Origin of the sequence: Deinococcus rhizophilus (assembly GCF_030271215.1) — a bacterium.
Classification (GTDB): Bacteria; Deinococcota; Deinococci; order Deinococcales; family Deinococcaceae; genus Deinococcus; species Deinococcus rhizophilus.
In genome coordinates, this window is the sequence record NZ_JASNGB010000025.1 from 1 (window position 1) to 23,588 (window position 23,588).

Consider the following 23,588-nt stretch of genomic DNA (forward strand, 5'->3'; position numbering starts at 1 on the left):
ACGAGAACCAGCACTATGCCGCGTAAACTGAAAGATGTCAGTTGAGAAAGACCCGTTCAAAATTTTAAGAATGATTCACCAAGCAGGAATTAATTGTGTAGCGATAACGGATCACTTTTCGGGAGCATTTATAGATGAATTGAAAAGAGCAAGAAAGATAATGTCCGATTGGAGTGAATTTCGGCGTCAAACACTGCCTACTATACTACCGGGCGTAGAGATAGAGGTTGATGGAGTTCATCTCCTGTGCGTATTTCCGGAAAAATACGGAACTGCCGAAATAAACTATTTCCTTGGTAGAATTGGAATACGGCCAGACCAATACGGTGATCAAGAAGCGAACTGCACTGCTGGTCTAGAAGTTATTAGGAGCGCCGTAGATGAGTACGGTGGATTAATTATTGCAGCCCATGCCAATAGTAATAAGGGACTATTGGGAATCAGAGGGAAGAATTTTGTTGATTTGTGTAGCATCATTGACGTAGTGGAAATCAATCGCCCAAACTTCGATAGGGATGTAGAGGAAACCAGAAAACATAGACCGGAACTAGCGAACAAGCCATTTCTCAGAGGCTCAGATACGCATTCCGAGGCTGGTCTTACGAAAGATAAATTTCACATAAAAATGCAATCCCCGAGTTTTTCATCAATAAAACAGATTATCTTTGAACCATTTTCACGTTTTATGACATCGCAACACAAAACCAAAATTTTAGGAGTTACCTTCTCTTCTCCTAACGGTATTTTCGAAAACCAAACGATAGCCTTTAATCATAGCATGAATACCATTATTGGCGGACGCGGGGACGGAAAATCTATTTTGATGGATTCAATAAGATACTGCCTTGAAGACTATCCTTCACTAGAATATCTTAATAATATTGAAGGAGGAATGCTATCAAGGATCAATGGAACATATAATGAGGGAGATTCGATAACTATTATGATAGCACATAATTCAGATATCTATGCATGCGTTAGAGGTGTGACTGTTGAAAAGGTAAGGAAAGTATATAGCGCTAATGCTCCCGCCAAATGGTATAAGCTAGAGGCTGGCGATTTTACTGAAATTAACAGGCCAGATAGCCTATCATTCACAATATATTCACAGGGTGAAATCGAAAGTCTCACTAGAGAGTTGGACGTTCTTGGCGAGATATGCGATTCCTATAATTTAGAAATTGGCAGTATTACAAATCAGGTAAATGAGAAACTATCTGCTTTAGATTTTCTATTTTCCAAAAGACTAAGAATCCAGAGAATCGAAGAGAATATAATCGCAAAAAAAGAGCAAAACGCGGAACTATCTGCTAGTATCCTGCGATTTGAGAACCTATTGGGAAGCGTTGATAAGTCTGTTTATAGAAAAATGTTGAGAGCGAACGATGAATCCTCTCGTATGATTAATGAAATTTGGGATGCAATAGAGGAGATGCGCCGAATTGGTGGCAGTATAGTAGGAAGACTCGAAAAAGTTAAGTCAGACTTTATGGAAGGAAGCGAATTCATTAACGATGATTTCAAAAACTACTTCAATCACGTAAGAAACACCGCTATCAGGATTTTCGAAATAATGACATTTTCAGACATTGGAAAATTTAATGATACTCCCGAGCGTATATCATGGAAACAGAAATTAGACGATGAGAAAAATGCTTATGACGATCTAATACGCTCATCTGGGATGGAGAGTCAAGAGGCTCTCATGCCAAGACTTGTCGCATTAAGGGAACGACAGAAAAAATTGAGCGAGGAAATTGAGGCTGACAGTGTAGAGATAATCAAACTCAACGGCATTAAAAAGGAAATTCAGGAAATGTTGGGTCTAGCAATTCATTTACAGAATGAGCTACGCAAGACTAGAGAAAAAAATATCGAAAATTTAAATATGATTACCCCCGAAATGGTTTACATCGAATATGCATTCGATAACTCCGAATTTAAAGAATGGCTCGATGAAAGCCTGAAATCGAAAGGAATTTCGGAAAAGGGTGTTACAATTTCCAAATTGTCTACTTTGATGCCGAACGAACTACTTTTAGCAGCAGTATCTGGAGATGTTGAGGCAATAAAAAGACTTGGCATCAGTGAATCAAATTCAAATATTGTTATAGCGGTACTTAACTCTGTAGAAAATCAAAATTTACATCGAGTAAGCATGGCCTTCACACCCATCATAGGACTTATCAAAGGCGGAAACAAATTCCCCACATCCAATCTGTCAATCGGGGAGAAAGTGAGTGCAGTTTTTCCATTACTAACACTAAATAATGGGAAACCTATACTTCTTGATCAACCAGAAGACGATTTAGATCACAACTACATCATTGATAATATTACACATTCGATAAAGCAGAATAAAACGAATCAACAATTCATAATTATAACGCATAATCCCAATATTCCTGTCCTTGCGGATTCAGATCAGATTATTAAAATGAAACGTCTTGAGGAAAGACAGGTTTGTATTGTCGAGACACAAGGAGCTATTGAAGACGACACAATAAGATCCCACGTTATGAAACTCGACGGCGGCATGGAAGCGATAGAAATTCGATACAAACGTTATCGATCTTAAGTTTTATCATATCTGCTTTCCAAGCAGGACAATCAATTTGATACCCACTCCTGCAAACCCTTCACGCCCAGCTCCGCGCCCACGGCGGCCTTGATCGCCCGTGCCGTCCACTCCGCGCCTTCCCTCGTGCTGACAATCGGCACGCCGCGTTCCAGGGCGGTTCGCAGCAACGCCGAGCCGGTCACGTCGATCAGCAGATCAGGCAGTTCGTCGCCGTTCTGCTCCCGAATGACCTTCAATCCGGCTTCGCTCAGCCTTCCGGCCACGTCGTCCAGCCCGTCCCCGAGGAGCAGGGCGGTTCCCTCCAGCGGCAGGTAGTTTTTCGCGCCGAGTTGCGCCCGGTAGAACGCCAGGTACGGGTCGGCGTCGATGCCCATGCTCTCGCCCGTGCTCTTCATCTCCGGGCCGAGGACGGGGGACACGCCCGCGAACTTCAGGAAGGGCAGGTGGACTTCCTTGACCGAGTACATGCCCGGCGTGGGCGTCTCGGTAAAGCCGATCTGCGCCAGCGTCTGCCCCACGGCGATCCGCGCGGCACTCTTGGCGAGCGGGTGGTTCACGGCCTTGCTCACGAAGGGCACGGTGCGGCTGGCCCGCGGATTGGCCTCCAGGATGTACGCGGTGCCGTCCTTTACCGCCCACTGCACGTTCATCAGGCCCCGCACGCCCAGCTCCAGGGCGAGGCGTTCCGTGTCGGCCTTCACCCGCGCGGTCAGTTCGGCGCTCAGGTTCACCGGGGGCAGCACGCACGCGCTGTCACCCGAGTGGACCCCGGCGGCCTCGACATGCTCCATGATGCCCGCGACCACGGCCCGCTCCCCGTCGCAGAGGGTGTCCACGTCGAGTTCCAGGGCGCCCTCCAGAAACTGGTCGAGCAGGATGCTGGGCTGCCCCTCGACGGCGGCGTACACCTCGTCCAGATAGGTCGTCAGCTCCTCCATGCTCCGCACCGTCCGCATCGCGCGGCCCCCCAACACGTAGGAGGGCCGGGCCATCAGCGGGAAACCGAGTTCGGCGGCCAGCGAAAGGGCTTGCGCGGGCGTCTCGGCCACCTTGCCCTTCGGCTGCGGCAGCCCCAGCCGCTCGCACAGGGCGTTGAAGGAGGCGCGGTCCTCGGCCTGGTGGATCGTCTCGGGGCTGGTGCCGATGATGGGAGCGCCCGCGTCCGCCAGCCGCCGCGCCAGCTTGAGGGGCGTCTGTCCGCCGAGCTGCACGATCACGCCCACCGGCTTCTCGTGCTCGACGATGTTCATCACGTCCTCGAAGGTCAGCGGCTCGAAGTACAGGCGGTCAGCGGTGTCATAGTCGGTAGAGACCGTCTCCGGGTTCGAGTTGACCATGATCGTCTCGTACCCCGCCTCCTGAAGCGCCCAGACCGCGTGGACGGTCGCGTAGTCGAACTCCACCCCCTGCCCGATGCGGTTGGGGCCGCTGCCCAGAATCACCACCTTGGGCTTGTCGGTCGGCGTCACCTCGTCCTCCCACTCGTAGGTCGAGTAGTGGTAGGGCGTGTACGCCTCGAACTCGGCGGCGCAGGTGTCCACCGTCTTGTAGACCGGCGTGGCTTTGGCCGCCTTGCGAAGCTCGCGGACCTCCAGCTCGCTCAGGCCCACGAGTTCGCCCAGCCGCGCGTCCGAAAAGCCCAGCCGCTTGACCTCGCGCCAGATTTCGTACTTCCAGCCCTGAATGGGGCCCAGGTCGAGGATTTCCTTCTCGGCGTCCACGATCTCCTGGAGCTGGGAGAGGAACCAGCGGTCGATCTTCGTCGCGTCGTGGAGGGCCGGGACGCCCTCGCCCCGCCGCAGCAGCTCCAGCACGGCCTCTAGCCGCCTGGGGTTGCCGTACAGCAGGCCGCGCAGTTCGTCGTCGGACATGGCGGCGAACACCCCGCGCACGTCGCTTTCCACGGACCGCAGCGCCTTTTGCACGCTCTCCTTGAAGGTGCGGCCAATCGCCATGACCTCGCCCACCGAGCGCATCTGGGTGCCCAGCGCGTCACTGCTGCCGGGGAACTTCTCGAAGGCGAAGCGCGGAATCTTCGTCACCACGTAGTCGATGCTCGGCTCGAAGGAGGCGGGCGTGCTCCGGGTGATGTCGTTGGGCAACTCGTCGAGGTGGTAGCCCACCGCGAGCAGGGCGGCGATCTTGGCGATGGGAAAGCCGGTCGCCTTGCTCGCCAGCGCCGAGGAGCGGCTCACGCGCGGGTTCATCTCGATCACGATGACGCGCCCGTTCTGCGGGTCCACCGCGAACTGGATGTTGGAGCCGCCCGTGTCCACCCCGATCTCGCGGATGATGGCGAGCGACTGGTCCCGCAGCCGCTGATACTCCACGTCGCTGAGGGTCTGCGCCGGGGCCACCGTGATCGAGTCGCCGGTGTGCACGCCCATCGGGTCGAAATTCTCGATGGAGGTGATGATGACCACCGTGTCGGCGTGGTCGCGCATGACCTCCAGCTCGTACTCCTTCCAGCCCAGGATGGACTCTTCGAGCAGCACCGAGTTCACGGGGCTGTCCCGCAGGCCGCCCTCCGTGATCTGTAGAAACTCCTCGTAGGTGTGCGCGATGCCGCCGCCCGTGCCGCCCAGCGTGAAGGAGGGCCGGATGACAATGGGGAGGCCGATCTCCCCCTGGTACTCCACGGCCTCTTCCATCGAGTGGACCATCTTCCCCCGCGCCGTCTCCACGCCTATTTTCTTCATCGCGGCCTGGAACGCCTCGCGGTCCTCGCCCTTGTGGATGGCCTCGGCGTTCGCGCCGATCAGCTCGACGCCGAACTCGGCGAGGGTGCCGTTGGCATTCAGCTCCATCGCCAGATTCAGCGCCGTCTGCCCGCCCAGGGTGGGGAGCAGGGCGTCCGGGCGCTCCTTCTCGATCACCTTACGCACGAACTCCGGGGTCAGCGGCTCCAGATAGGTCGCGTCGGCGAGGTCGGGGTCGGTCATGATCGTCGCCGGGTTGGAGTTCACCAGCACGACGCGGTAGCCCTCTTTTTTCAGCGCCTTGAGGGCCTGCGTGCCCGAATAGTCGAACTCGGCGGCCTGCCCGATCTGGATGGGGCCGCTGCCGAGAATCAGGATGGTCTGGAGGTCAGTACGCTTGGGCATTCCAGAAAGGGAGTATGTCACGGATAGACCGGGCAGGCACTTGCAAGGTTATGCAGGGACGTCAGGCCATCAGGTTGGCGAGCAGTCCCGCCGCGATACCCCACATCATCACGCCGATCAGCACGTCGAGCACCTGCCACGCCCGGGGCGAGCGCATCAGGGGTGCGAGACGGCCTGCGAGCAGGGCCAGACTGAAAAACCACAGCCACGACGCGAGCACTGCACCTCCCAGAAAGGCCAGCCGCGCACGCTCGCCCAGCCCCGCGCTCGCTCCGCCGAGCAGGACCACCGTGTCGAGGAGGGCGTGGGGATTGAGGAAACTGAAGGCGGCGGCGGTGGCGATCACGCCGCCCGTGGTCTGTGCGGCCGGTCCCTCGGCTTGCAGGGTGCCTGGGTGGCGGGCGGTCTGAAGGGAACGCCATCCGTACCACAGCAAGAAGGCCGCGCCCGCCAGCGTCCCGGCGGTCGTCAGCGCCGGATTCCGGGACAGGAACGCCCCCACCCCCAGCACCCCGAGCGTGATCAGCCCCGTATCGGCCAGTGAGCAGGCGAGCGCCGCCAGCGCCGCGTGACGCCGCGTCAGCCCCTGCCGCAGCACGAAGGCGTTTTGCGGCCCGATGGCGACGATCAGCGAGAGGCCCAGGCTCAGGCCGCGCAGGAAGGGAGGCACGGGCATGAGCATAAGGCCGGGTCTTTGGTAAAGATTTTGCGGGGTGTGCCGCGAGGAGCCAGACTTCTAAGCTGGCCCCATGAAGAAGACGATGCTTGGACTCCTGGCGCTGGGCGCTGTCTCGACCGCTGCGGCCGACTCGGTCGGCGGGCACATCGGCACCACGACGGGCCTGCACTACCAGAGCGACCTGACCGCCAACTCGGCGGTGCGCTACGGCCTGAACCTCAGCACCACCGGGCTGTTCGCGGGGGCCTTCCGGGTGGGCGGCGAGGTGGCGTATCTGCAGAACATCAGCGGGCAGAACTTCGGCGGTCTCAGCCCCTACTACGGCTTTGGCCTCGGTGCGGGCGCGGCGGTCGGCTCGGTGGTGGGCGTCTCGGCTTACCCCCATGTGCTCGGTGGCCTGCGCTACACCGTGGCCCAGCCCTTCAGCGTGTTCGTGGAAGGCAACGTCGGCCCCACCATCGGTGTGACGACCGCCGGGTCAGGCTTCGGCTTCGGCGCGGGCGTGCGCCTGGGGCTGGACTACCGCCTGCGCTGAGCCTCCTCTGAACCCCGGCCCCGGTCCCTGTGGCCGGGGTTTTTCACGGCCGCCCTTGCACCCTGCCTCCCCGCCTGCTACGCTCCTGAATAGCTATACGCTTTTTGCGTATATCCATACATCCCATGCCGACCCTGCCCCTCCGACGCTGACCGCCCGGCCCTCCTTTCTGGACAGGCCGGAGATGTCACGCCGGGGGGTTCTGTGTGGCCCACCCGCCTACAGGAGAGAATCGACCCATGACCCACGCCGACCGACCCAAGATTGTCCTCGCCTACTCCGGCGGGCTGGATACCTCCATCATCCTCAAATGGCTGCAGACCGAGCGCGGCTACGACGTGGTGTGCTTTACCGCCGACCTCGGGCAGGGCGACGAGGTGGAGGAAGCCCGCGTCAAGGCGCTGAACACCGGCGCGGTGGCCGCCTACGCGCTGGACCTACGTGAAGAGTTCGTGCGCGACTACGTGTTTCCGATGTTCCGCTCCTCGGCGCTGTACGAGGGCTACTACCTGCTGGGCACCTCCATCGCGCGGCCCCTGATTGCCAAGAAGATGGTGGAGATCGCGCAGAAGGAGGGTGCGGTGGCCGTCTCGCACGGGGCGACGGGCAAGGGCAACGACCAGGTGCGCTTCGAGATGACCGCCTACGCGCTGCAGCCCGACATCGTGACCGTAGCGCCCTGGCGCGACTGGGACTTCCAGGGCCGCGCGGACCTCGAAGCCTTTGCCCGCGAGCACGGCATCCCGGTCCCCACCACCCAGAAGGACCCCTGGAGCATGGACGCCAACCTGCTGCACATCTCCTACGAGGGCGGCGTGCTGGAAGACCCCTGGGCCGAGCCGCCCGCGCACATGTTCAAGCTCACCGCCAGCCCGGAAAGCGCCCCGGACGAGCCCGAATACGTGGAAGTGGAGTTCGAGAACGGGGACGCGGTGGCGATCAATGGTGAGAAGCTCAGCCCCGCCGCCCTGCTACAAAAGGCCAACGAGCTCGGCGGGAAGCATGGCGTGGGCCGCATCGACCTCGTGGAAAACCGCTTTGTGGGCATGAAGTCGCGCGGCGTGTACGAGACGCCCGGCGGCACGCTGCTCTACCACGCCCGCCGCGCCGTGGAGAGCCTGACCCTGGACCGCGAGGTGCTGCACCAGCGCGACGCCCTGAGCCCCAAGTACGCCGAACTCGTCTACAACGGCTTCTGGTTTGCCCCCGAGCGCGAGGCCCTGCAGGTCTACATCGACCACGTGGCCCGCAGCGTGACGGGCACCGCGCGCCTGAAGCTCTACAAGGGCAACTGCACCGTCGTGGGCCGCAAGGCCCAGCGCAGCCTGTACGACAAGGACCTCGTGTCCTTTGAGGCGGGCGGCGACTACAACCAGCACGACGCGGGGGCCTTTATCAAGCTCAGCGCCCTCAGGATGCGGGTGCAGGCGCGGGTGGAGGCCAGGCAACTGCGGCCAGAGACCCAGGAGGCCTGAGTGCCGGGGTTGCGCGAGACCGTTCTGGAGCATCTGCCCAGGTTGCAGGCGATCTCAGAGGCGCGTGCGGGGCACCAGCCCGCGCCGGAGGTCTGGAGCGCCAAACAGATTATCGGCCACCTGATCGACAGCGGCGTGAACAACCACGCCCGCTTCGTCCGGGCCGGGGCCGAGGACGGGCTGAGCCTGCCCGGCTATGACCAGGACCTGTGGGTGGCGGCGGGCGCCTATCAGGAGCGTTCCTGGGCCGGGCTGCTGGCGCTGTGGGAGGCCTACCAGCTCCAGCTCGCGCAGGTCATGGAACGCCTGAGTCCTCAGCAGCGCTCGCACACGCTGACCGTCGGCGGTGGAGAGCCGGTCACGGTGCAATTCCTGGCGGAAGACTATGTGCGCCATCAACTCCACCATCTCGCGCAGATTCCGGAGCGGGTAGGCCCGTGAGGCTGCCAGCAGGCTACGCGCTGCGCCCCGCCACCCCCGCCGACGCGCCCGCCGTCGCCCGGCAGCGGGCACAGATGTTCGTGGACATGGGAACCCTGACCCCGGAAGCCGCCGCCCCGGAGGTCCCCCTCTGGACCGACTGGCTGCGGGGGGCGCTGGCGTCGGGCGAATATGTGGGCCTGCTGGCCGAGTGGGAGGGGACGGTGGTGGGCGGCGCGGGGCTGATGTTCTTCCCCCGGATTCCCACCCTGAAGGACCCCGCGACCCGCAAGGCGCACGTGCTGAACGTCTCGGTGGACCCTGCCCACCGCCGACGGGGGCTGGCGGGGGCGCTGATGGGGGCCGCGCTGGAGGAGGTGCGGGCGCGGGGGCTGCGGCAGGTCACCCTCAACGCCGCGCCGCTGGGCCGCCCCATCTACGAGCGGCTGGGCTTCGTGGAATCCACCCACCCTGAGCTGCGCCTGACCCTGGAGCCGCCCGCATGATCCGCCCCGCGACCCCCGCCGACGCCGCCGTCTTCCACGCGGTCATGATGGCCGCCGGGATGGACCCGCGTTCCAGCTGGAGCCGCACCCGCCCGGAAGATGTGGCCTGGAGCCTGGGCCAGGGCGGGGGCTTTCTCGCCTGGGACGGGGAAAGGGCGGTGGGGTGCGTGGGGTGGCGTCCCGATGGGCCGGAGACGTTCACCCTCAACAAGCTCGCCACCCTGCCGGAAATGCGCGGGCAGGGCCTCGGCGCGGCGCTGGTGCGGGCGGTGGAGGACATGGCGGCTCAGGAGGGCTACGCCCGCGTGCTGCTGGCCGTCAGCGGGTACAACCTCGAAGTCAGGCCGTTTTACGAGCGCCTGGGCTACCGGGTGGACCCCCACGCCGTGTACGCACACGCGAACCCGGCGAGTCCGCCGCCCGTGGTGCTGGTCAGGGAGGTCCGGTGATCGGCCTCACCCTGTTGATCGGCCTGCCCGTCCTGACCCTTCCCTAACTTCTCCCGCCAGCAAGGACCGTTCATGACTCAATCTCAACAAGAATCCAAACTCTGGGGTGGCCGTTTCGCCGAAGCCACCGACGGTCTCGTCGAACTCTTCAACGCGTCGGTGCCCTTCGACCAGCGCCTCGCCGAGCAGGACATTCGCGGCTCGCTCGCGCACGTCGCCATGCTGGGACAGGTCGGCATCCTGACGCCGGAGGAGGTCACGCAGATTTCGGAGGGGCTGAGGGCCGTGTTGGACGACATCCGCGCCGGAACCTTCGAGTGGCGGCTGGACCGCGAGGACGTTCATATGAACGTGGAAGCTGCCCTGCGCGACCGCATCGGGCCGGTGGCGGGCAAGCTGCACACCGCCCGCTCGCGCAACGATCAGGTGGCCGTCGACTTCCGGCTGTTCACGAAGGAAGCCGCGCTCGATCTCGCGGAGGGGGCGCGGGCGCTGCGGGCGGTGATGGTGGCCGAGGCCGAAAAGCATTTGCAGGACGAGGTCATCCTGCCCGGCTACACGCACCTTCAGGTCGCGCAGCCCATCCTGCTGAGCCACTGGTTCATGGCCTACGCCGCCATGCTGGAGCGCGACGAGGGCCGGTTCCGCGACGCCGCCACCCGCATGGACGAAAGCCCGCTCGGCTCCTCCGCGCTGGCCGGAACGCCCTGGCCCATCGACCGGCACGCCACCGCGGAGGCGCTCGGTTTTGCCCGACCCACCGCCAACTCGCTCGACGGGGTGGGCAGCCGGGACTTCGCGCTGGAGTTCCTGTCGGCGGCGGCGATTCTGGGGGCGCATCTCTCGCGCCTCTCCGAGGAACTCATTCTCTATTCCACCTTCGAGTTCGGCTTCCTGACATTGCCGGATTCGCACACCACCGGCTCGAGCATCATGCCGCAGAAGAAAAACCCGGACGTGGCCGAACTCGCGCGGGGCAAGGCGGGGCGGCTGTTCGGCAACCTGATGGGCCTGCTGACCGTCGTGAAGGGCACGCCGCTCGCCTACAACAAGGACCTTCAGGAGGACAAGGAGGGCGTGTTCGACTCCTACGACACGCTCAATGTCGTGTTGCGCCTGTACGCCGACATGCTGCCCAAATCCGTCTGGCACGCGGACGTGACGAAGGCGGCGGCGGCGCGCGGCTTTTCCACCGCCACCGACCTCGCGGACTTCCTGGCCCGTCAGGGCGTGCCCTTCCGCGAGGCGCACGAAGTTGTGGGCGGGCTGGTCGGGCTGGCCTCGCGCTCGGGCCGTCAGCTGTGGGAGCTGGAGGACGCGGAACTGCGCTCGGCCCATCCCCTCCTGAGTGCGGACGTGGCCCGCGCGCTGACGGTCGAGGAAAGCGTGAAGGGCCGCCAGAGCTTCGGCGGCACCGCGCCGGACCGGGTGCGCGAGGCCATCGAGACGGCGAAGGCCGCCTTGCCGTGAAGGTCACAGTGAAGCTGGACGGCACCCTGCTGGCGAAGCGGGAGGCGGAGTGGGCACACTTTCTGTCGAACCCAGACCAGAACTCCCTGTCCACCCGCGCAGATTTCGCCGGGGGCGAGGTGCTGCTGGAAAACGAGCTGTGCGTCTACACCCAGGACGCCCGCCACTTCGACGGCCTGCCCCATTCCGGCCTCATCGTCACCAGGCGCCCCTGCCAGACCGTCTTTGACCTCACCCCCGAGGAAGCCGCCGCCACCCATGCCCTGCTCGCCGAAGTGAGGGCGCATCTCGATGCCACCGTGAAACCCGACGGCTACACCGTGGGCTGGAACGTCCTCCCGGCGGGCGGGCAACACATCCCGCACGTTCACCTGCACGTCATCCCCCGCTGGAACACGGACGCGGCGGCGGGGGCCGGGGTGCGGTACTTCCTCAAGGAAGTCGCCCGCGCCGCTGAACCCGCTGAGTCTGTCTGACGCCCCCATTCTCCGGAACTTCTGCCCTCAGAGGAGGCCCTTCCCATGACCTACGTCCCCGCGCCCCTCGATGCCGTGCACGTCAAGCTGCGGCAGGCCACGCCCGCCGACTTTCCCACCATCGTGGCGTTGCTCACGCGCTGCGAGCTGCACACCTCCAGCGTGACGCCGGAGGGCAGCACCTACTGGATCGCCGACCTCAACGGGGTGCCGGGGGGCTGCATCGGCCTGGAGCACGGCGAGGGCGCGTCCCTGATCCGGTCCACCGCCGTCCTCCCGGAGGCCCGCTCGCAGGGGCTGGGGCGGGCGCTCGTCGCCTCGGCGCTGACCTATGCCAGCCTGCGCGGGGACCGGACGGTGTACCTCTTCTCGCAGGAAGCCGGGGACTACTGGCGGCGCTTCGGCTTCGTGCCGGTGCCTGCCGATGAGATCGCCGCCGCGCTGCCGAACACGCCGCAGGTCCAGAGCGGCCTGCTGAAAGGCTGGATCGAGCGCGAGCAGGCCTGGAAGCGGGTACTGGGCGGGGGAGGGAGGGCGTGAGGGGGCTGGGCCCGGGGGGCGCGGGCGTGCGCTATGCTGCCGCCACGCACAATCCAGCCGCGTCAGACGCCCGCTGGGTCGTCTGGCTGGACACCCCTTCCGGAGGACCCATCCATGACCGACCAAGCCATGCCGAACGTTCAGATTCGTCTCGCGCAGCCCCAGGACAAAGGCACCGTCTGCAGCATCTTTCACGACGCCGGGCTGGATACCGAAGAAGCCCTCGCGCCCGGCACCACCTACTGGGTGATGGAACGCGGCGGGCAACCCGTCGGGGCCATTGGCCTGGAACACGGCGAGGGGGCCTCCCTGCTGCGCGGCGCGGCAGTGCTGCCCTCGGCGCAGGGGCAGGGTCTGGGGCGGCGGCTGGTGATGAGCGCCGTGGAATACGCCAGGGCGCGGGGCGACCGGGCCATCTACATGTTCAGCAAGGGCGGCGACTGGCACAGCTTCGGCTTCACGCAGGTGCCCCTCGCGGTCGTGATGGCCGACGTGCCCGACACCCCGCAGGTGCGGGCCTACCGTGCCCGCAGCGAGCGCCCCGGCGGATTTACGTGGATGCGGGCGCTGGACGTGGGGGTCGGGCAGGCTTAACGCCCGCCGCACCGCCGCACGCGTGGGCCGTGGGGAGGGCACGCCCCTTCTTCACGGTTCACGCGCCTCACTGCTGGCCGGAGGAGGTCCACCCATGACCTTTCTCAGCCTCGAGTCCATCGCCGTTCCTGATATTCACCCGCAAGCACCGCTCGTCACCCGCAAGGCGCGGCTCTCGGACATCGGGGCGATTCACGAACTGATCGGCTACTGGGCGGCGCGGGGGCAGATGCTCGTGCGCTCCCGCTCGCTGCTCGCCGAGACGATCCGCGACTTCCACCTCGTGCTGGCCGAGCCGCATGGGGAGAAGCCGGGCGGCTTGGCGGGCGTGTGCGGCCTGCACCTGCTCGCGCCCGATCTGGCGGAGGTGCGGGGCCTCGCCATCCACCCGCATATGCAGGGGCGGGGGCTGGGCAAACAGCTGGTCGAGGCCTGCGAGCGCGAGGCCCGCGAGATCGACCTCCCGGCGCTGTTCGCGTGGACCTACCAGCAGGCGTTTTTCGAGAAGTGCGGCTTTGTACGGATCGAGAAGACCAGCCTGCACCCCAAGGTCTGGAGCGAGTGTCAGCGGTGCGCCTTTTTCGAGAACTGCAACGAGATCGCGATGCTGCGGGAGCTGGGATGAGGCCGTCCGGTCAGGTCGGCACGCTTGCTCCTGGGCACGCCTGATAAGCTCTGTGGCCGAACGCTGACGCCCCAGGGCTGAGCAGCTTCCGCCATAAAACGCGTCCTGTGAGGCGCGAATGGAGGTCCCTATGATCAGAAAAGAACGCGCGATTCTGGCGCTGGAAGACGGCACCGTGTACCGGGGCTACGCCTTCGGGCACCGGGGCGAGACGGTGGGCGAGGTGGTGTTCAACACGTCCATGACCGGGTACCAGGAGATCATGACCGATCCCTCGTACAACGGGCAGATCGTGACCATCACCTATCCCCACGTCGGCAACTACGGCGTGGCGATCTACGACATGGAGAGCAACAAGCCCTACGTGCGGGGCTTTATCTCCCGCGAGTTCTCCGGCGAGTATTCCAACCACCGCGCGCAGCAGTCGCTGGAAAGCTTCATGCAGCAGTACGGCGTGGTGAGCATCCAGGGCATCGACACGCGGGCGCTGGTGCGGCGGCTGCGGACGGGCGGCGTCGTGAAGGGCGTGATCGCGCACCGCTCGTATACCCACCCGGAAGACCCCTACGGCGAGTTCACGCCCGCCGAGGAAGCCGTCTACGTGGGGCGGGCGCGGGACCATCAGGATATCGACGGGCACGACATGACCAAGGAAGTCACCACGCCGCTGCCCTACGCCTTTCCCACCCTGCGCCACGGCAAGCGCGTCGTGCTGATGGATTTCGGAATCAAGCACACCATTATCGAGCGGCTGTCCGAAGTCGGCATTGAGCCCATCGTGGTGCCCGCGCACACCACCCCGGCGCAGATCATGGCGCTGCAACCGCACGGCCTGTTTCTCTCCAACGGCCCCGGCGACCCGGCCCCGCTGGAGTACGCGCACAAGACGGCCTGGGAGCTGATGGGCCTGCTGCCCACCTTCGGCATCTGCCTGGGCCACCAGATTCTGGGCCTCGCGGCGGGCGGCAAGACCTTCAAGATGAAGTTCGGGCACCGGGGCGGCAACCAGCCGGTCAAGAACCTGCTCACCGGGAACGTGGAAATCACCTCCCAGAACCACGGCTACGCGGTGGATATCGAGTCCATTCCCGACGGAGCTTTTGTCGCCACGCACGTCAACCTCAACGACGGCACGCTGGAGGGCATGGCCCACAGCCGCTACCCGGTCTTCTCGGTGCAGTACCACCCGGAAGCCTCACCGGGACCGCACGACAGCCGTTACCTCTTCGACCGCTTTATCGAGGAAATCGACGCCTTCGACGGGGCGGACGGCTCGCCCGTGGTGAAGGCGGTGGCGGGGCGGCTGGGGGTTTAAAAGCGGCCAGCGGCCAGCTTCCAGTCGCCAGCAGGGGACGGGATTAACCCCGTCCTCTTTCCTTTGGGAGGGCGCGTACCGACCCGCCGTGCGGCGTGGGGAAGACTGGGCGGATGCCCCGCCCCCCCTTCGCTGGTCCGCCCGTTCAGGTCGTGTGGTTCAAGAAGGACCTGCGCGTACACGACCACGCGCCGCTCGCGGAGGCGGCTTCGCGCGGGCCGGTGCTGCCTCTCTATATCTACGAACCCGAGCAGCTCGGCCACGAGGAGTTCGCCGGGCACCACCTGACCTACCTCAACGAGTGCCTGTCGGAGCTGGACGGGCGGCTGCGGGCGCTGGGCGCGGGGCTGGTCGTTCGGCGGGGGGAGGCGGTCGCCGTGCTGGAGGAACTCTCCGAACTCGTGCCGGTCGGCGGGCTGTGGGCGCACGAGGAAACGGGCAACATGGTCAGCTTTCAGCGTGACCGCCGCGTGCGGGCCTGGGCGCGGGAACGCGGCGTGCCCTTTATGGAGCTGCCGCAGACGGGGGTGGTCCGGCGCCTCCGTGACCGCGACGGCTGGGCGGACACCTGGGAGGAACGGATGTCGGCCCCGTTCGTGCCCGTGCCCGCCGCGCTGCGCGGCACCGACCTCCCGCCCGGCGGCCTCTGCACCCACGCGGAGCTGGGCGTCCCGGCGGAGGGCAAGACCATTCCCCCCGGCGGCGAGAGCGTCGCCCGCGCCACGCTGGACTCGTTCCTGACCGTGCGCGGCGTGAACTACATGCGCGAGATGAGCAGTCCGCTGACGGCGCAGGAAAGCTGCTCGCGCCTCTCGGCCCCGCTCGCCTTCGGCACCGTGTCTCTGCGCGAGGTGGTGCAGGCGACCCGGCAGCGGCTCGCGGCGGTGAAGGGCGACCCCGACGCCGACCCGCGCTGGGTGCGCTCGCTGCGCTCCTTCGAGAGCCGCCTGCACTGGCACTGCCACTTCATCCAGCGGCTGGAATCCGAGCCGGAGATGGAGTTTCGCAACCTCAACCGCGCCTTCGACGGCCTGCGCCCGGACGCGGGTGACCCCGGCTGGAACGCCGAATTCTTCGACCGCTGGACGCACGGGCAGACCGGCTACCCCCTCGTGGACGCCTGCGTGCGGATGCTGCGGGGGACGGGCTGGCTCAATTTCCGGATGCGGGCGATGCTCGTCTCCTTCGCCTCGCAGCACCTGTGGCTGCACTGGCGGCCCACGGGTCTGTTTCTGGCGCGGCAGTGGCTCGACAACGAACCTGGCATCCACTGGGCGCAGATGCAGATGCAGAGCAGCACCGTGGGCATCAACCGCGTCCGTATCTATTCCCCGACCCGGCAGGCCCGCGAGCAGGACCCGGACGGCACCTTCATTCGCCGCTGGGTGCCCGAACTTGCAGGGGTGCCCGGCGATTTCCTGCACGCCCCCTGGGAGTGGAGCGGGGCGACCCGGCTGAACTACCCGCCGCCGGTCGTGGATGAAGGAAAGGCGGGGGCCGCCGCGCGGGCCAGAATCTATGCTGCGCGGGACAGTGCGACCTTCGAGGCCGAGGCCCGGCGCGTCTACCAGAAGCACGGCAGCCGCAAGAAGGCGGTGCTGCGGGCCGAACGCGTGGCCCGGGGCCTGCCTGCCAGACCCGTCCGGCCGCCCCAGCCCACCCCCCGGAGGAAGCCCCCCATGACCGACCAGCCCGACCTCTTCGGTTCCGCGCCTGAAACTCCCAAGCCCCTGATTCCGGCCGGGCTGCCCGACTCGTGGCGCGAGGCGCTGCATGACGAGTTCGCCGCGCCGTATTTCCACGCGCTCAAGGACTTTCTGGTGGAGGAAAGGCGCACCCACACCGTCTTCCCGCCGGCGCCCGACGTGTTCAATGCCCTGCGCCTCACGCCGCTGGAGGACGTGAAGGTCTTCATCCTGGGCCAGGACCCCTACCACGGCCCCGGTCAGGCGCACGGGCTGGCCTTTTCCGTGCGGCCCGGCGTGCGCCCGCCCCCCAGCCTGGCGAACATCTACAAGGAGTTGCAGGCCGACGTGGACTTCCAGCCGCCGCGCCACGGGTATCTGCGGCACTGGGCCGAACAGGGCGTGCTGATGCTGAATGCTGTCCTGACCGTCCGTCAGGGCGAGGCGAACAGCCACGCGGGGAAGGGCTGGGAAAGCTTCACCGACGCGGTGATTCGCCACGTCAACGCGAAGGAGTCGCGGGTGGTCTTCGTGCTGTGGGGAGCCTACGCCCGCAAGAAGGCGAAGCTCGTCACCAACCCGCAGCACGTCATCCTCGAATCCGCCCACCCCAGCCCCCTCAGCGTGACGAAGTTCATGGGAACGCGGCCCTTTTCAAAGGTGAATGCGGCGCTGGAGGAGGCAGGGCAGACGCCGATTGACTGGCAATTGCCCATGCAAGTGCAGGAGTAGCTTTCTTTCTTCAGCTCCCCTCAAGGCCGGATTGCGCCCCACCGGACAGAGCCGCTCCCGCACCCCGCCCATGCTGACCGCCATGACCTCCCGCACCGCCATCCTGCAAGACGAGTACCTTCGCCGCGTGGGCGAGAAGGGCCAGTTCCGGTACCTGTGGCCGGATGGGGAGGAGTATGCGGACCCCGACGGGCTGGCCCGCATCGCGTCGCTGGCGGTGCCGCCCGCCTACGAAGGCGTGTACGTCTCGCCCGACCCGGACGCCGAGCTTCAGGCCTTCGGGCGGGACGCGGCGGGGCGGCTTCAGTACCGCTACCACCCCGATTTCATGCAGGCGGGGGCACTGAAGAAATGGCAACGGCTGGCGCGGTTCGCGGGGGCCCTGCCCACCCTCCGCACCGTGACCGCCGCCGACCTGCGCCCCTCCGGGCTGCCCCGGCGCAAGGTGCTGGCCGTGATGACGCGCGTGCTGCACGTCGCGCATTTCCGGGTCGGCAGCGACACCTACGCCCGCGCCCACAAGACGCACGGCCTCTCCACCCTGCGCCAGCGGCACGTGACCGTAGAGGGCACGGCGGTGCACTTCCGCTTCAGGGGAAAGCATTCCATCCTCCAGGAAAAGACGGTGCGCGACCGCACCCTGGCGACGAACATGGAGCGCCTGCTCGCGCTGCCCGGCCCGTGGCTGTTCCAGAGCGTGGAGGAGGACGTGCGCTCCCGCGTCCGCGCCCACGACCTGAACGCTTACCTGCGCGAGGTCATCGGCCCCTTCACCGCCAAGGACTTCCGCACCTGGGGAGGGACACTGGTCGCCGCCGAGTTTCTGGCCGAGGCCGGAGCGCCCAAGTCCGAGCGCGAGGCCCGCAAGACGCTGGTGGAGTGTGTGAAGTATGTCGCCGCCGACCTGGGGAACACCCCCGCCGTCACGCGCGGCAGCTACATCTGCCCCGTCATCTTCGACCGCTACCAGGAGGGCAAGGTGCTCGACGACTACGAACCCCGCTCAGGCCGCACCGAGGCCGATCTGGAAGGCCTGACCCGCGCCGAGGCTGCGCTGAAGCGGATGCTGGACAGCGAGCAGACGCTGAGGCTGCGCCGTTCCCGCCGCAAGGTGGACCGGGTGGAGGCAGCGGCGTGACCCGCCTCTCCTGGCCGCGCCACGTCGCCCGCTGGGGGCTGGGGCTGGCGCTGGTCGGCGCGGGCACCGGGCACCTCACCACGCAGCGTCAGGAGTTTCAGGCGCAGGTGCCGGGCTGGGTGCCACTGGACAAGGACTTCGTGGTGCTGGCTTCCGGCGTGGTGGAGATCGGGCTGGGAGCCGCGCTGCTCGCCCTGCCCCGTCAGCGTCGGGCGATGGGCTGGCTGACCGCCGCTTTCTTCGTCGCCATCTTTCCCGGCAACGTGTCGCAGTACCTCACCCGCACGGACGCCTTCGGGCTGGATACCGATGGGGCGCGGCTGACCCGGCTCTATTTCCAGCCGCTGCTGGTGCTGTGGGCACTGTGGTCGACCGGGGCGTGGCCGCGGCCGCGTGGGGAGCGGGGTTAGCGCACCAGCTCCGGCCCCACCTGCCCCACGGTCTGCTTGCCGCACAGCGCGAGCGCCAGCCGCACCTCGCCCTCCAGCAGGTCCAGCGTTCGGCGCACGCCCGCTTCCCCACCCGCCGCGAGGCCCCACAGGGCGGGCCGGCCCAGAAAGACCGCCCTGGCCCCCAGCGCGAGCGCCTTGAGCACGTCCGTGCCGCGCGTCACGCCGCCGTCGAGGTAGACCTCGACCTCGCCCCGCACCGCCTCCGCGATCTCGGGCAGCGCCTCGATGCTGCTCACGGCGGTATCGAGTTGCCGCCCCCCGTGGTTGCTCACCCACACGTGACAGCCGTGCTCAGCGGCGAGGCGGGCGTCCTCGGCGGTCAGGATGCCCTTCAGCACGACCGGCAGCCAAGTCTGCCCGCGCAGCCACGCGAGGTCCCCCCAGGTGAAGGTCTTGTCGATCAGGCCCTGAAAGTAGTTCACGAGTTGCGAGCCGCTCTCCGATTCCATCTGCGCCAGCTGTTCGCGGCTCCCCGCGTTGGGCACGCTCAGGTGCCCCGGCAGGGCGAAGCGGTGGCGTTCGTTCGCTTCCCGGCGGCCCAGGAAGGGCGCGTCCACGGTCAGCACGAGCGCCCGCGCCCCCGCCGCTTCTGCCCGCTGCACGATCTCGGCGCTCAGGGCGCGGTCGGTGTAGAGGTAGAGCTGGAACCAGAAGCGCCCGCCCGCTGCCGCCGCGACTTCCTCAATAGGCGTGTTGCTCAGCGTCGAGAGCGTCATCACACTCCCCACCGAGGCCGCCGCCCGCGCGGTGGCGACCTCCGCCTCCGGGTGCGCGAGGCCGTGAAAGGCGCTGGGGGCGATGCCGACCGGGGAGCGCAGCGGCAACCCCAGCACTTCCGTCTGCGTGTCCACGTTCGACACATCCACCAGTACGCGGGGCCTGAGTTTCAGCCGGGCGAAGGCGGCGCGGTTTTCCCGCAGGGTGAGTTCGTCGTCCGCCCCGCTCGCGTAGTACTCCAGCGCGTTGCGGTCCAGCCGGGAGCGGCCCAGCGCTTCGAGGTCCGCGAGGTTGACGGTGCCTTCCAGGTCGGGGGTTTCCGCGTCCGGCAGGTTGGGGGTGGTCATGGGCCAGGGTAGCGGAACGGCGAGGAAGCCGACAGCATCCGCCGGGAGAGCGGGGCACACTGCCCCCATGCCGCGCCCACAGCCCATCCCCCCCGGTCCCGGCCAGGAAAGCGTCTGGGACTACCCGCGCCCGCCCCGGCTGGAGCGCACGTCCAGAAGGGTCGAAATCTGGCTGGGCGGCGTGAAGATCGCGGACACGGCAGCCGCTTACCGCGTGCTGGAAACCAGCCACCCGCCGACCTACTACCTGCCCCCGGAAGCCTTTCTGTCCGGCGTCCTGACCCCGGCCCCCGGCGGCAGCGTCTGCGAGTGGAAGGGCGAGGCGTCGTACTGGACCCTCTCGGCGGGTGGCAGGGTGGCTGAGGCGGCAGGCTGGAGCTACGAGCGGCCCACCCCCGCTTTCCGGGAGATCGCCGGACACGTCGCCGTCTACGCGGGCCGCATGGACGAGTGCCGGGTGGACGGCGTGCGCGTGACCCCGCAGCCGGGCGGCTTCTACGGGGGCTGGATCACGCCCGACGTGGTGGGACCGTTCAAGGGGGAACCGGGGACGTGGGGCTGGTAGGGGAGAGGGGGCTGCTAGAGTCCCCCCCGTGCTGCATCCCGACACCCTCCCCCTCGTCCAAGCTTTCGCGCAGGCGGGCGTCACCTGCTGGTTGATCGGCGGGCAGGCGGTGGAAGTGCTGTGCGGCGGCAATGTCCGGCCTCACGACGACATCGACTTTCTGGTGCGGGAGGCCGATGGAGCGCGGGCCGTCGCCGTGCTGGAGGGCCTCGGCTTCACCCACGCGCACGGCTCGCTCGCCGCCGGGGACGTGTTCTACCGCCGGGGGGAGGGGCTGGTGGACCTCGTGCCCGTCCGGGACGACGTGGACCCGCCGCGCACCGTGGGCGAACTGGCCCCCATCGTCTGGCCCGCCGGATTCCTCACGCCCTACGCGGTGGAGTGGGCGGGGGTCCGCGTGCCCACACTCACCCCTGCTATGCACCGCGCGATGAAAGGCGTCGTGGCGGCCTTCTACGGGGTGGAATTGAGGCCGAAGGACCGGGCCGACCTCGCCGCACTTGCTACCCTCTGACCCATGACGGCTTCCGACGCGGCGGTTCGCACCCGGCTCACGGCGCTGGCGACAGCCCTGCGCCACTTCCACTCGGCCCTGCTCGACTTCGCCAGGGGCGAGTACGAGTTCCTGCATGGCCCGGTCAAGGGTCCCTTCGAGCTGTACTCGCTGGTCATGAACCATCCGGCCTTCCAGTGGCTGCGGCCCCTGTCGGGCCTGATGGCGACGCTGGACGAGGTGCTGGACCAGAAAGATACGACCCTCACCCCCCAGAACGTGGCCGACGTGCGGCAGGCGCTGGGCCTCCTCTTCGCGGAGACGGACACCCGCTTCGCCGACTTCCGCGCCGGGTACGCCCGCGCCCGGGGAGACGCCCGCGTGCGCGAGACCGGGGCCCGCTGGCGTGAGACGCTCAGCAGCCTGGAGGCCTGAAAGAGTTCCGGTTCACCGCCAGGGGAACCCGACGGGAAGGAGAAGGAATGACGGTGACGGACAGGAGTGGAAGCGCTGAAGCGCAGCGGAGGAGCTGCGCCGGATGGTCCGGAGCCGGGAGGAAGCCTTGAAGCTCGTCGTGGGCCTGGGCAATCCCGGAAGCCAGTACGAGAAAACCCGCCACAACGTCGGCTGGCTCGTCGTGGACGAGGTCGGGCGGCGCTGGGGAGCCGCGTGGCGCAAGGAAAAGGACGCGCACGTCGCGGAGGTCCGGGTGGGTCTGGCCCCCGGTGCGAAGGTGCTGCTGGTCAAGCCGCAGACCTTCATGAACGCGTCGGGCAAGGCGGTGGCCCCCATGGTCACCTTCTACAAGCTGGAGCCGGGCGCGGTGCTGGCCGTGCAGGACGACCTCGACAGTCCCTTCGGACTGCTGAAACTGCGCCCCGGCGGGCGGCACGGTGGCCAGAACGGGGTGCGCGACCTGATCCGGGTGCTGGGGACTGAAGGGTTCCCCCGACTGAAAATTGGCATTTCCCGTCCCCCGGCGGGCTGGGACCCGGCGGACTGGGTGCTCAGCAAATGGCGGGCGGAGGAACAGGGCACGCTGGCCGAACTCGTCCGGCTGGGGGCCGACGCGGTGGAGGTCTGGGCGGGGTCCGGGCTGGCCGAGGCGCAGGGCCGCTTCAACAGCACCGACCTGCGGCCCAGGCCGGAACCTGCGCCCGAACGTCCCGCCGAACCGACCACCTCCGGCGCTGTCCCCGACCCCGGCGTATCCTGACCCGCGTGACCACAACCGAACTAAGGCTGGATGTCCTGCGCCACCTCTCCGACCTTCCCGGCGTGCCCGGTCAGGAAGACGCCGTGCGCGACTTCGTGCTCTCTGAACTCGACGGCCTGGCCGACGAGGTCCGGGTAGACGCCCTGGGCAACGTGATCGCCCTGAAGCGGGGCCGCGAGGACGCAGAAGGCAAACGCGAGCGCGTGATGCTCAGCGCCCACATGGACGAGATCGGCTTTCTGGTGCGCTTTATCGACGACAAGGGCTTCCTGCGGGTGCAGGCGCTCGGCGGCTTCGACACCCGCAACCTCTTTGCCCGCAACGTCACGGTGCACACGCGGGGCGGCACGCTGCCGGGCCTGCTGACCCCCGGCGGCCGCCCGGTCCACATCGCCACCCCGGAGGACCGCAAGAAGGTGCCGGAACTCAAGGAATTCTTCGTGGACCTCGGCCTGGGCGCCGACGACGTGAAGGGCCGGGTCCGCATCGGGGACATGGTGACCCTGGACCAGACCGCCCGGCAGATGGGCGCCCTGACCGTGGGCAAGGCGATGGACGACCGCGCCAGCGTCTTCCTGCAACTCGAGGTGCTGCGGGCCTTCCGCGAGGAGCGTCCCCGGCACGACGTGGTGGCCGTCTTCAGCGTGCAGGAGGAGGTCGGGTTGCGCGGGGCCATCGTCGCGGCCTACGGCGCCGAGCCGACCCTGGGCATCGGCCTGGACGTGACGCTCGCGGTGGACACCCCCGGCGTCGGCCCCGACGAGGCCGTGACCCGGCTGGGCGACGGCATCGGCATCAAGGTCTTCGACTCCACCATGATCTCGACCCGCTGGCTGGTGGACGAGTTCGTGGACCTCGCGGAAAAGGAAGGCATTCCCTACCAGCTGGAAGTCCTGGCGCTTGGCGGCACCGACGGCGCGGCCATCCAGCGCACGCGGGCCGGGGTGCCCACCCTGACGCTCAGCCTGCCGACGCGGTACATCCACACGGTCGTCGAGGCCGTCCACGAGACCGACCTGCGGGCCGGGGTGGATCTCCTCGTCGCTTACCTGCGCTGACCCGTACCGTAGGGACCCCGTACCGTAGGGACATGGAACTGCTCTCCGGTCTGCTTTCCTCGCTGGGCCTCTCGGGCGCGGCGGGGCTGAACGCCTCCATCCCGCTGCTGCTGGTGGGACTGCTGGCGCGGTTCGGGGTGGTCGACCTTGCCGCCCCCTTCGACCTGCTGGCGAACCCCTGGGTGCTGCTGGGCATCGGGGTGCTGGGCGTGCTGGACTTTATCGGGGACAAGATTCCCGGCGTGGACCACGCGCTGCACCTCGTCGGCGGGGTGGTGAATGCGGCGGCGGGGGCGATTCTCTTCGCCGCGCAGACGGGCGTGGCCGACGTGCCCCCGGCGCTGAGCCTCGCGCTGGGCTTTGTCGTGGCGGGCGGGGTCCACGCCACCCGCGCCGCCGTGCGCCCGGTCGCCACC

At 66.0% G+C, this 23,588-nt stretch carries 24 protein-coding genes; 21 read left to right on the forward strand and 3 right to left on the reverse strand.

What is annotated here, in order from left to right; all coding sequences use genetic code 11:
* Positions 1-34: 34 nt before the first annotated feature.
* A complete protein-coding gene (locus QOL99_RS04775) occupies positions 35-2,578 on the forward strand; it encodes an AAA family ATPase (RefSeq protein ID WP_285521906.1) in 2,544 nt (847 codons plus the stop codon).
* Between the two features lie 32 nt (positions 2,579-2,610).
* Here the strand turns inward: QOL99_RS04775 and carB are convergent, their stop codons facing one another.
* Together carB and QOL99_RS04785 are read right to left on the reverse strand one after the other, a co-directional pair.
* Positions 2,611-5,685, reverse strand: coding sequence for a carbamoyl-phosphate synthase large subunit (carB, locus tag QOL99_RS04780; RefSeq protein WP_285521908.1), 3,075 nt, complete (start codon positions 5,683-5,685; stop codon positions 2,611-2,613).
* 61 nt (positions 5,686-5,746) lie between these two features.
* Positions 5,747-6,361 carry a LysE/ArgO family amino acid transporter gene (locus QOL99_RS04785; RefSeq protein WP_285521910.1) on the reverse strand — a complete coding sequence of 205 codons (615 nt, stop codon included), beginning with the start codon at positions 6,359-6,361 and terminating at the stop codon, positions 5,747-5,749.
* A 73-nt stretch (positions 6,362-6,434) separates the two neighbouring features.
* Here QOL99_RS04785 and QOL99_RS04790 point away from each other — a divergent pair, with 73 nt between their 5' ends.
* The 14 genes from QOL99_RS04790 (at position 6,435) to QOL99_RS04855 (ending at position 18,734) form a co-directional block, all read left to right on the forward strand.
* A complete protein-coding gene (locus tag QOL99_RS04790) occupies positions 6,435-6,899 on the forward strand; it encodes a hypothetical protein (protein WP_285521912.1) in 465 nt (154 codons plus the stop codon).
* Between the two features lie 239 nt (positions 6,900-7,138).
* Complete coding sequence (locus QOL99_RS04795; RefSeq protein WP_285521913.1) at positions 7,139-8,374, forward strand: argininosuccinate synthase; 1,236 nt, start codon at positions 7,139-7,141, stop codon at positions 8,372-8,374.
* Positions 8,375-8,815, forward strand: coding sequence for a DinB family protein (locus QOL99_RS04800; RefSeq protein WP_285521914.1), 441 nt, complete (start codon positions 8,375-8,377; stop codon positions 8,813-8,815).
* Positions 8,812-9,300 carry a GNAT family N-acetyltransferase gene (locus QOL99_RS04805; RefSeq protein WP_285521915.1) on the forward strand — a complete coding sequence of 163 codons (489 nt, stop codon included), beginning with the start codon at positions 8,812-8,814 and terminating at the stop codon, positions 9,298-9,300. The genes QOL99_RS04800 and QOL99_RS04805 overlap by 4 nt, the downstream gene beginning before the upstream one ends.
* Positions 9,297-9,749 carry a GNAT family N-acetyltransferase gene (locus QOL99_RS04810; RefSeq protein ID WP_285521916.1) on the forward strand — a complete coding sequence of 151 codons (453 nt, stop codon included), beginning with the start codon at positions 9,297-9,299 and terminating at the stop codon, positions 9,747-9,749. The genes QOL99_RS04805 and QOL99_RS04810 overlap by 4 nt, the downstream gene beginning before the upstream one ends.
* A 72-nt stretch (positions 9,750-9,821) precedes the next feature.
* Entirely contained in the window at positions 9,822-11,219 is a 1,398-nt protein-coding gene (gene argH / locus QOL99_RS04815; protein ID WP_285521917.1) for an argininosuccinate lyase, read from the forward strand.
* Entirely contained in the window at positions 11,216-11,695 is a 480-nt protein-coding gene (locus QOL99_RS04820; protein ID WP_285521918.1) for an HIT family protein, read from the forward strand. Before argH ends, QOL99_RS04820 begins: the two co-directional genes overlap by 4 nt.
* Before the next feature lie 45 nt (positions 11,696-11,740).
* Complete coding sequence (locus QOL99_RS04825) at positions 11,741-12,235, forward strand: GNAT family N-acetyltransferase (RefSeq protein ID WP_285521919.1); 495 nt, start codon at positions 11,741-11,743, stop codon at positions 12,233-12,235.
* A gap of 114 nt (positions 12,236-12,349) precedes the next feature.
* Positions 12,350-12,829: a GNAT family N-acetyltransferase gene (locus QOL99_RS04830; RefSeq protein ID WP_285521921.1), complete on the forward strand. Its 480-nt coding sequence runs from the start codon at positions 12,350-12,352 to the stop codon at positions 12,827-12,829.
* 94 nt (positions 12,830-12,923) lie between these two features.
* Complete coding sequence (locus tag QOL99_RS04835; RefSeq protein ID WP_285521923.1) at positions 12,924-13,454, forward strand: N-acetyltransferase; 531 nt, start codon at positions 12,924-12,926, stop codon at positions 13,452-13,454.
* Positions 13,455-13,584: 130 nt separating this feature from the next.
* On the forward strand, positions 13,585-14,769 hold the full coding sequence (gene carA / locus QOL99_RS04840) for a glutamine-hydrolyzing carbamoyl-phosphate synthase small subunit (RefSeq protein ID WP_285521924.1): 1,185 nt from the start codon (positions 13,585-13,587) through the stop codon (positions 14,767-14,769).
* A gap of 113 nt (positions 14,770-14,882) precedes the next feature.
* Positions 14,883-17,186, forward strand: a complete 2,304-nt coding sequence (ung, locus tag QOL99_RS04845; RefSeq protein WP_285521925.1) for a uracil-DNA glycosylase — start codon at positions 14,883-14,885, stop codon at positions 17,184-17,186.
* An 82-nt stretch (positions 17,187-17,268) separates the two neighbouring features.
* The gene (locus QOL99_RS04850; protein WP_285521926.1) at positions 17,269-18,324 is read left to right on the forward strand and encodes a DNA topoisomerase IB; all 1,056 of its coding nucleotides are present in this window, start codon (positions 17,269-17,271) and stop codon (positions 18,322-18,324) included.
* On the forward strand, positions 18,321-18,734 hold the full coding sequence (locus tag QOL99_RS04855) for a DoxX family protein (RefSeq protein WP_285521930.1): 414 nt from the start codon (positions 18,321-18,323) through the stop codon (positions 18,732-18,734). The genes QOL99_RS04850 and QOL99_RS04855 overlap by 4 nt, the downstream gene beginning before the upstream one ends.
* Here the strand turns inward: QOL99_RS04855 and QOL99_RS04860 are convergent.
* Positions 18,731-19,840 carry an alpha-hydroxy acid oxidase gene (locus tag QOL99_RS04860; protein WP_285521932.1) on the reverse strand — a complete coding sequence of 370 codons (1,110 nt, stop codon included), beginning with the start codon at positions 19,838-19,840 and terminating at the stop codon, positions 18,731-18,733. The two genes, QOL99_RS04855 and QOL99_RS04860, sit on opposite strands and share 4 nt — an antisense overlap.
* A 67-nt stretch (positions 19,841-19,907) precedes the next feature.
* Here QOL99_RS04860 and QOL99_RS04865 point away from each other — a divergent pair, with 67 nt between their 5' ends.
* The 6 genes from QOL99_RS04865 to QOL99_RS04890 form a co-directional block, all read left to right on the forward strand.
* Entirely contained in the window at positions 19,908-20,405 is a 498-nt protein-coding gene (locus tag QOL99_RS04865) for a DUF427 domain-containing protein (RefSeq protein WP_285521934.1), read from the forward strand.
* 28 nt (positions 20,406-20,433) lie between these two features.
* Positions 20,434-20,919 carry a nucleotidyltransferase domain-containing protein gene (locus QOL99_RS04870; RefSeq protein ID WP_285521936.1) on the forward strand — a complete coding sequence of 162 codons (486 nt, stop codon included), beginning with the start codon at positions 20,434-20,436 and terminating at the stop codon, positions 20,917-20,919.
* Between the two features lie 3 nt (positions 20,920-20,922).
* Positions 20,923-21,333: a hypothetical protein gene (locus QOL99_RS04875; protein WP_285521938.1), complete on the forward strand. Its 411-nt coding sequence runs from the start codon at positions 20,923-20,925 to the stop codon at positions 21,331-21,333.
* Between the two features lie 127 nt (positions 21,334-21,460).
* Positions 21,461-22,114, forward strand: a complete 654-nt coding sequence (gene pth, locus QOL99_RS04880) for an aminoacyl-tRNA hydrolase (protein ID WP_285521940.1) — start codon at positions 21,461-21,463, stop codon at positions 22,112-22,114.
* Between the two features lie 5 nt (positions 22,115-22,119).
* A complete protein-coding gene (locus QOL99_RS04885) occupies positions 22,120-23,172 on the forward strand; it encodes a M42 family metallopeptidase (protein ID WP_285521942.1) in 1,053 nt (350 codons plus the stop codon).
* Between the two features lie 32 nt (positions 23,173-23,204).
* Positions 23,205-23,588 (forward strand): DUF4126 domain-containing protein (locus QOL99_RS04890; RefSeq protein WP_285521944.1); only part of this gene is annotated, 384 nt, incomplete at its 3' end.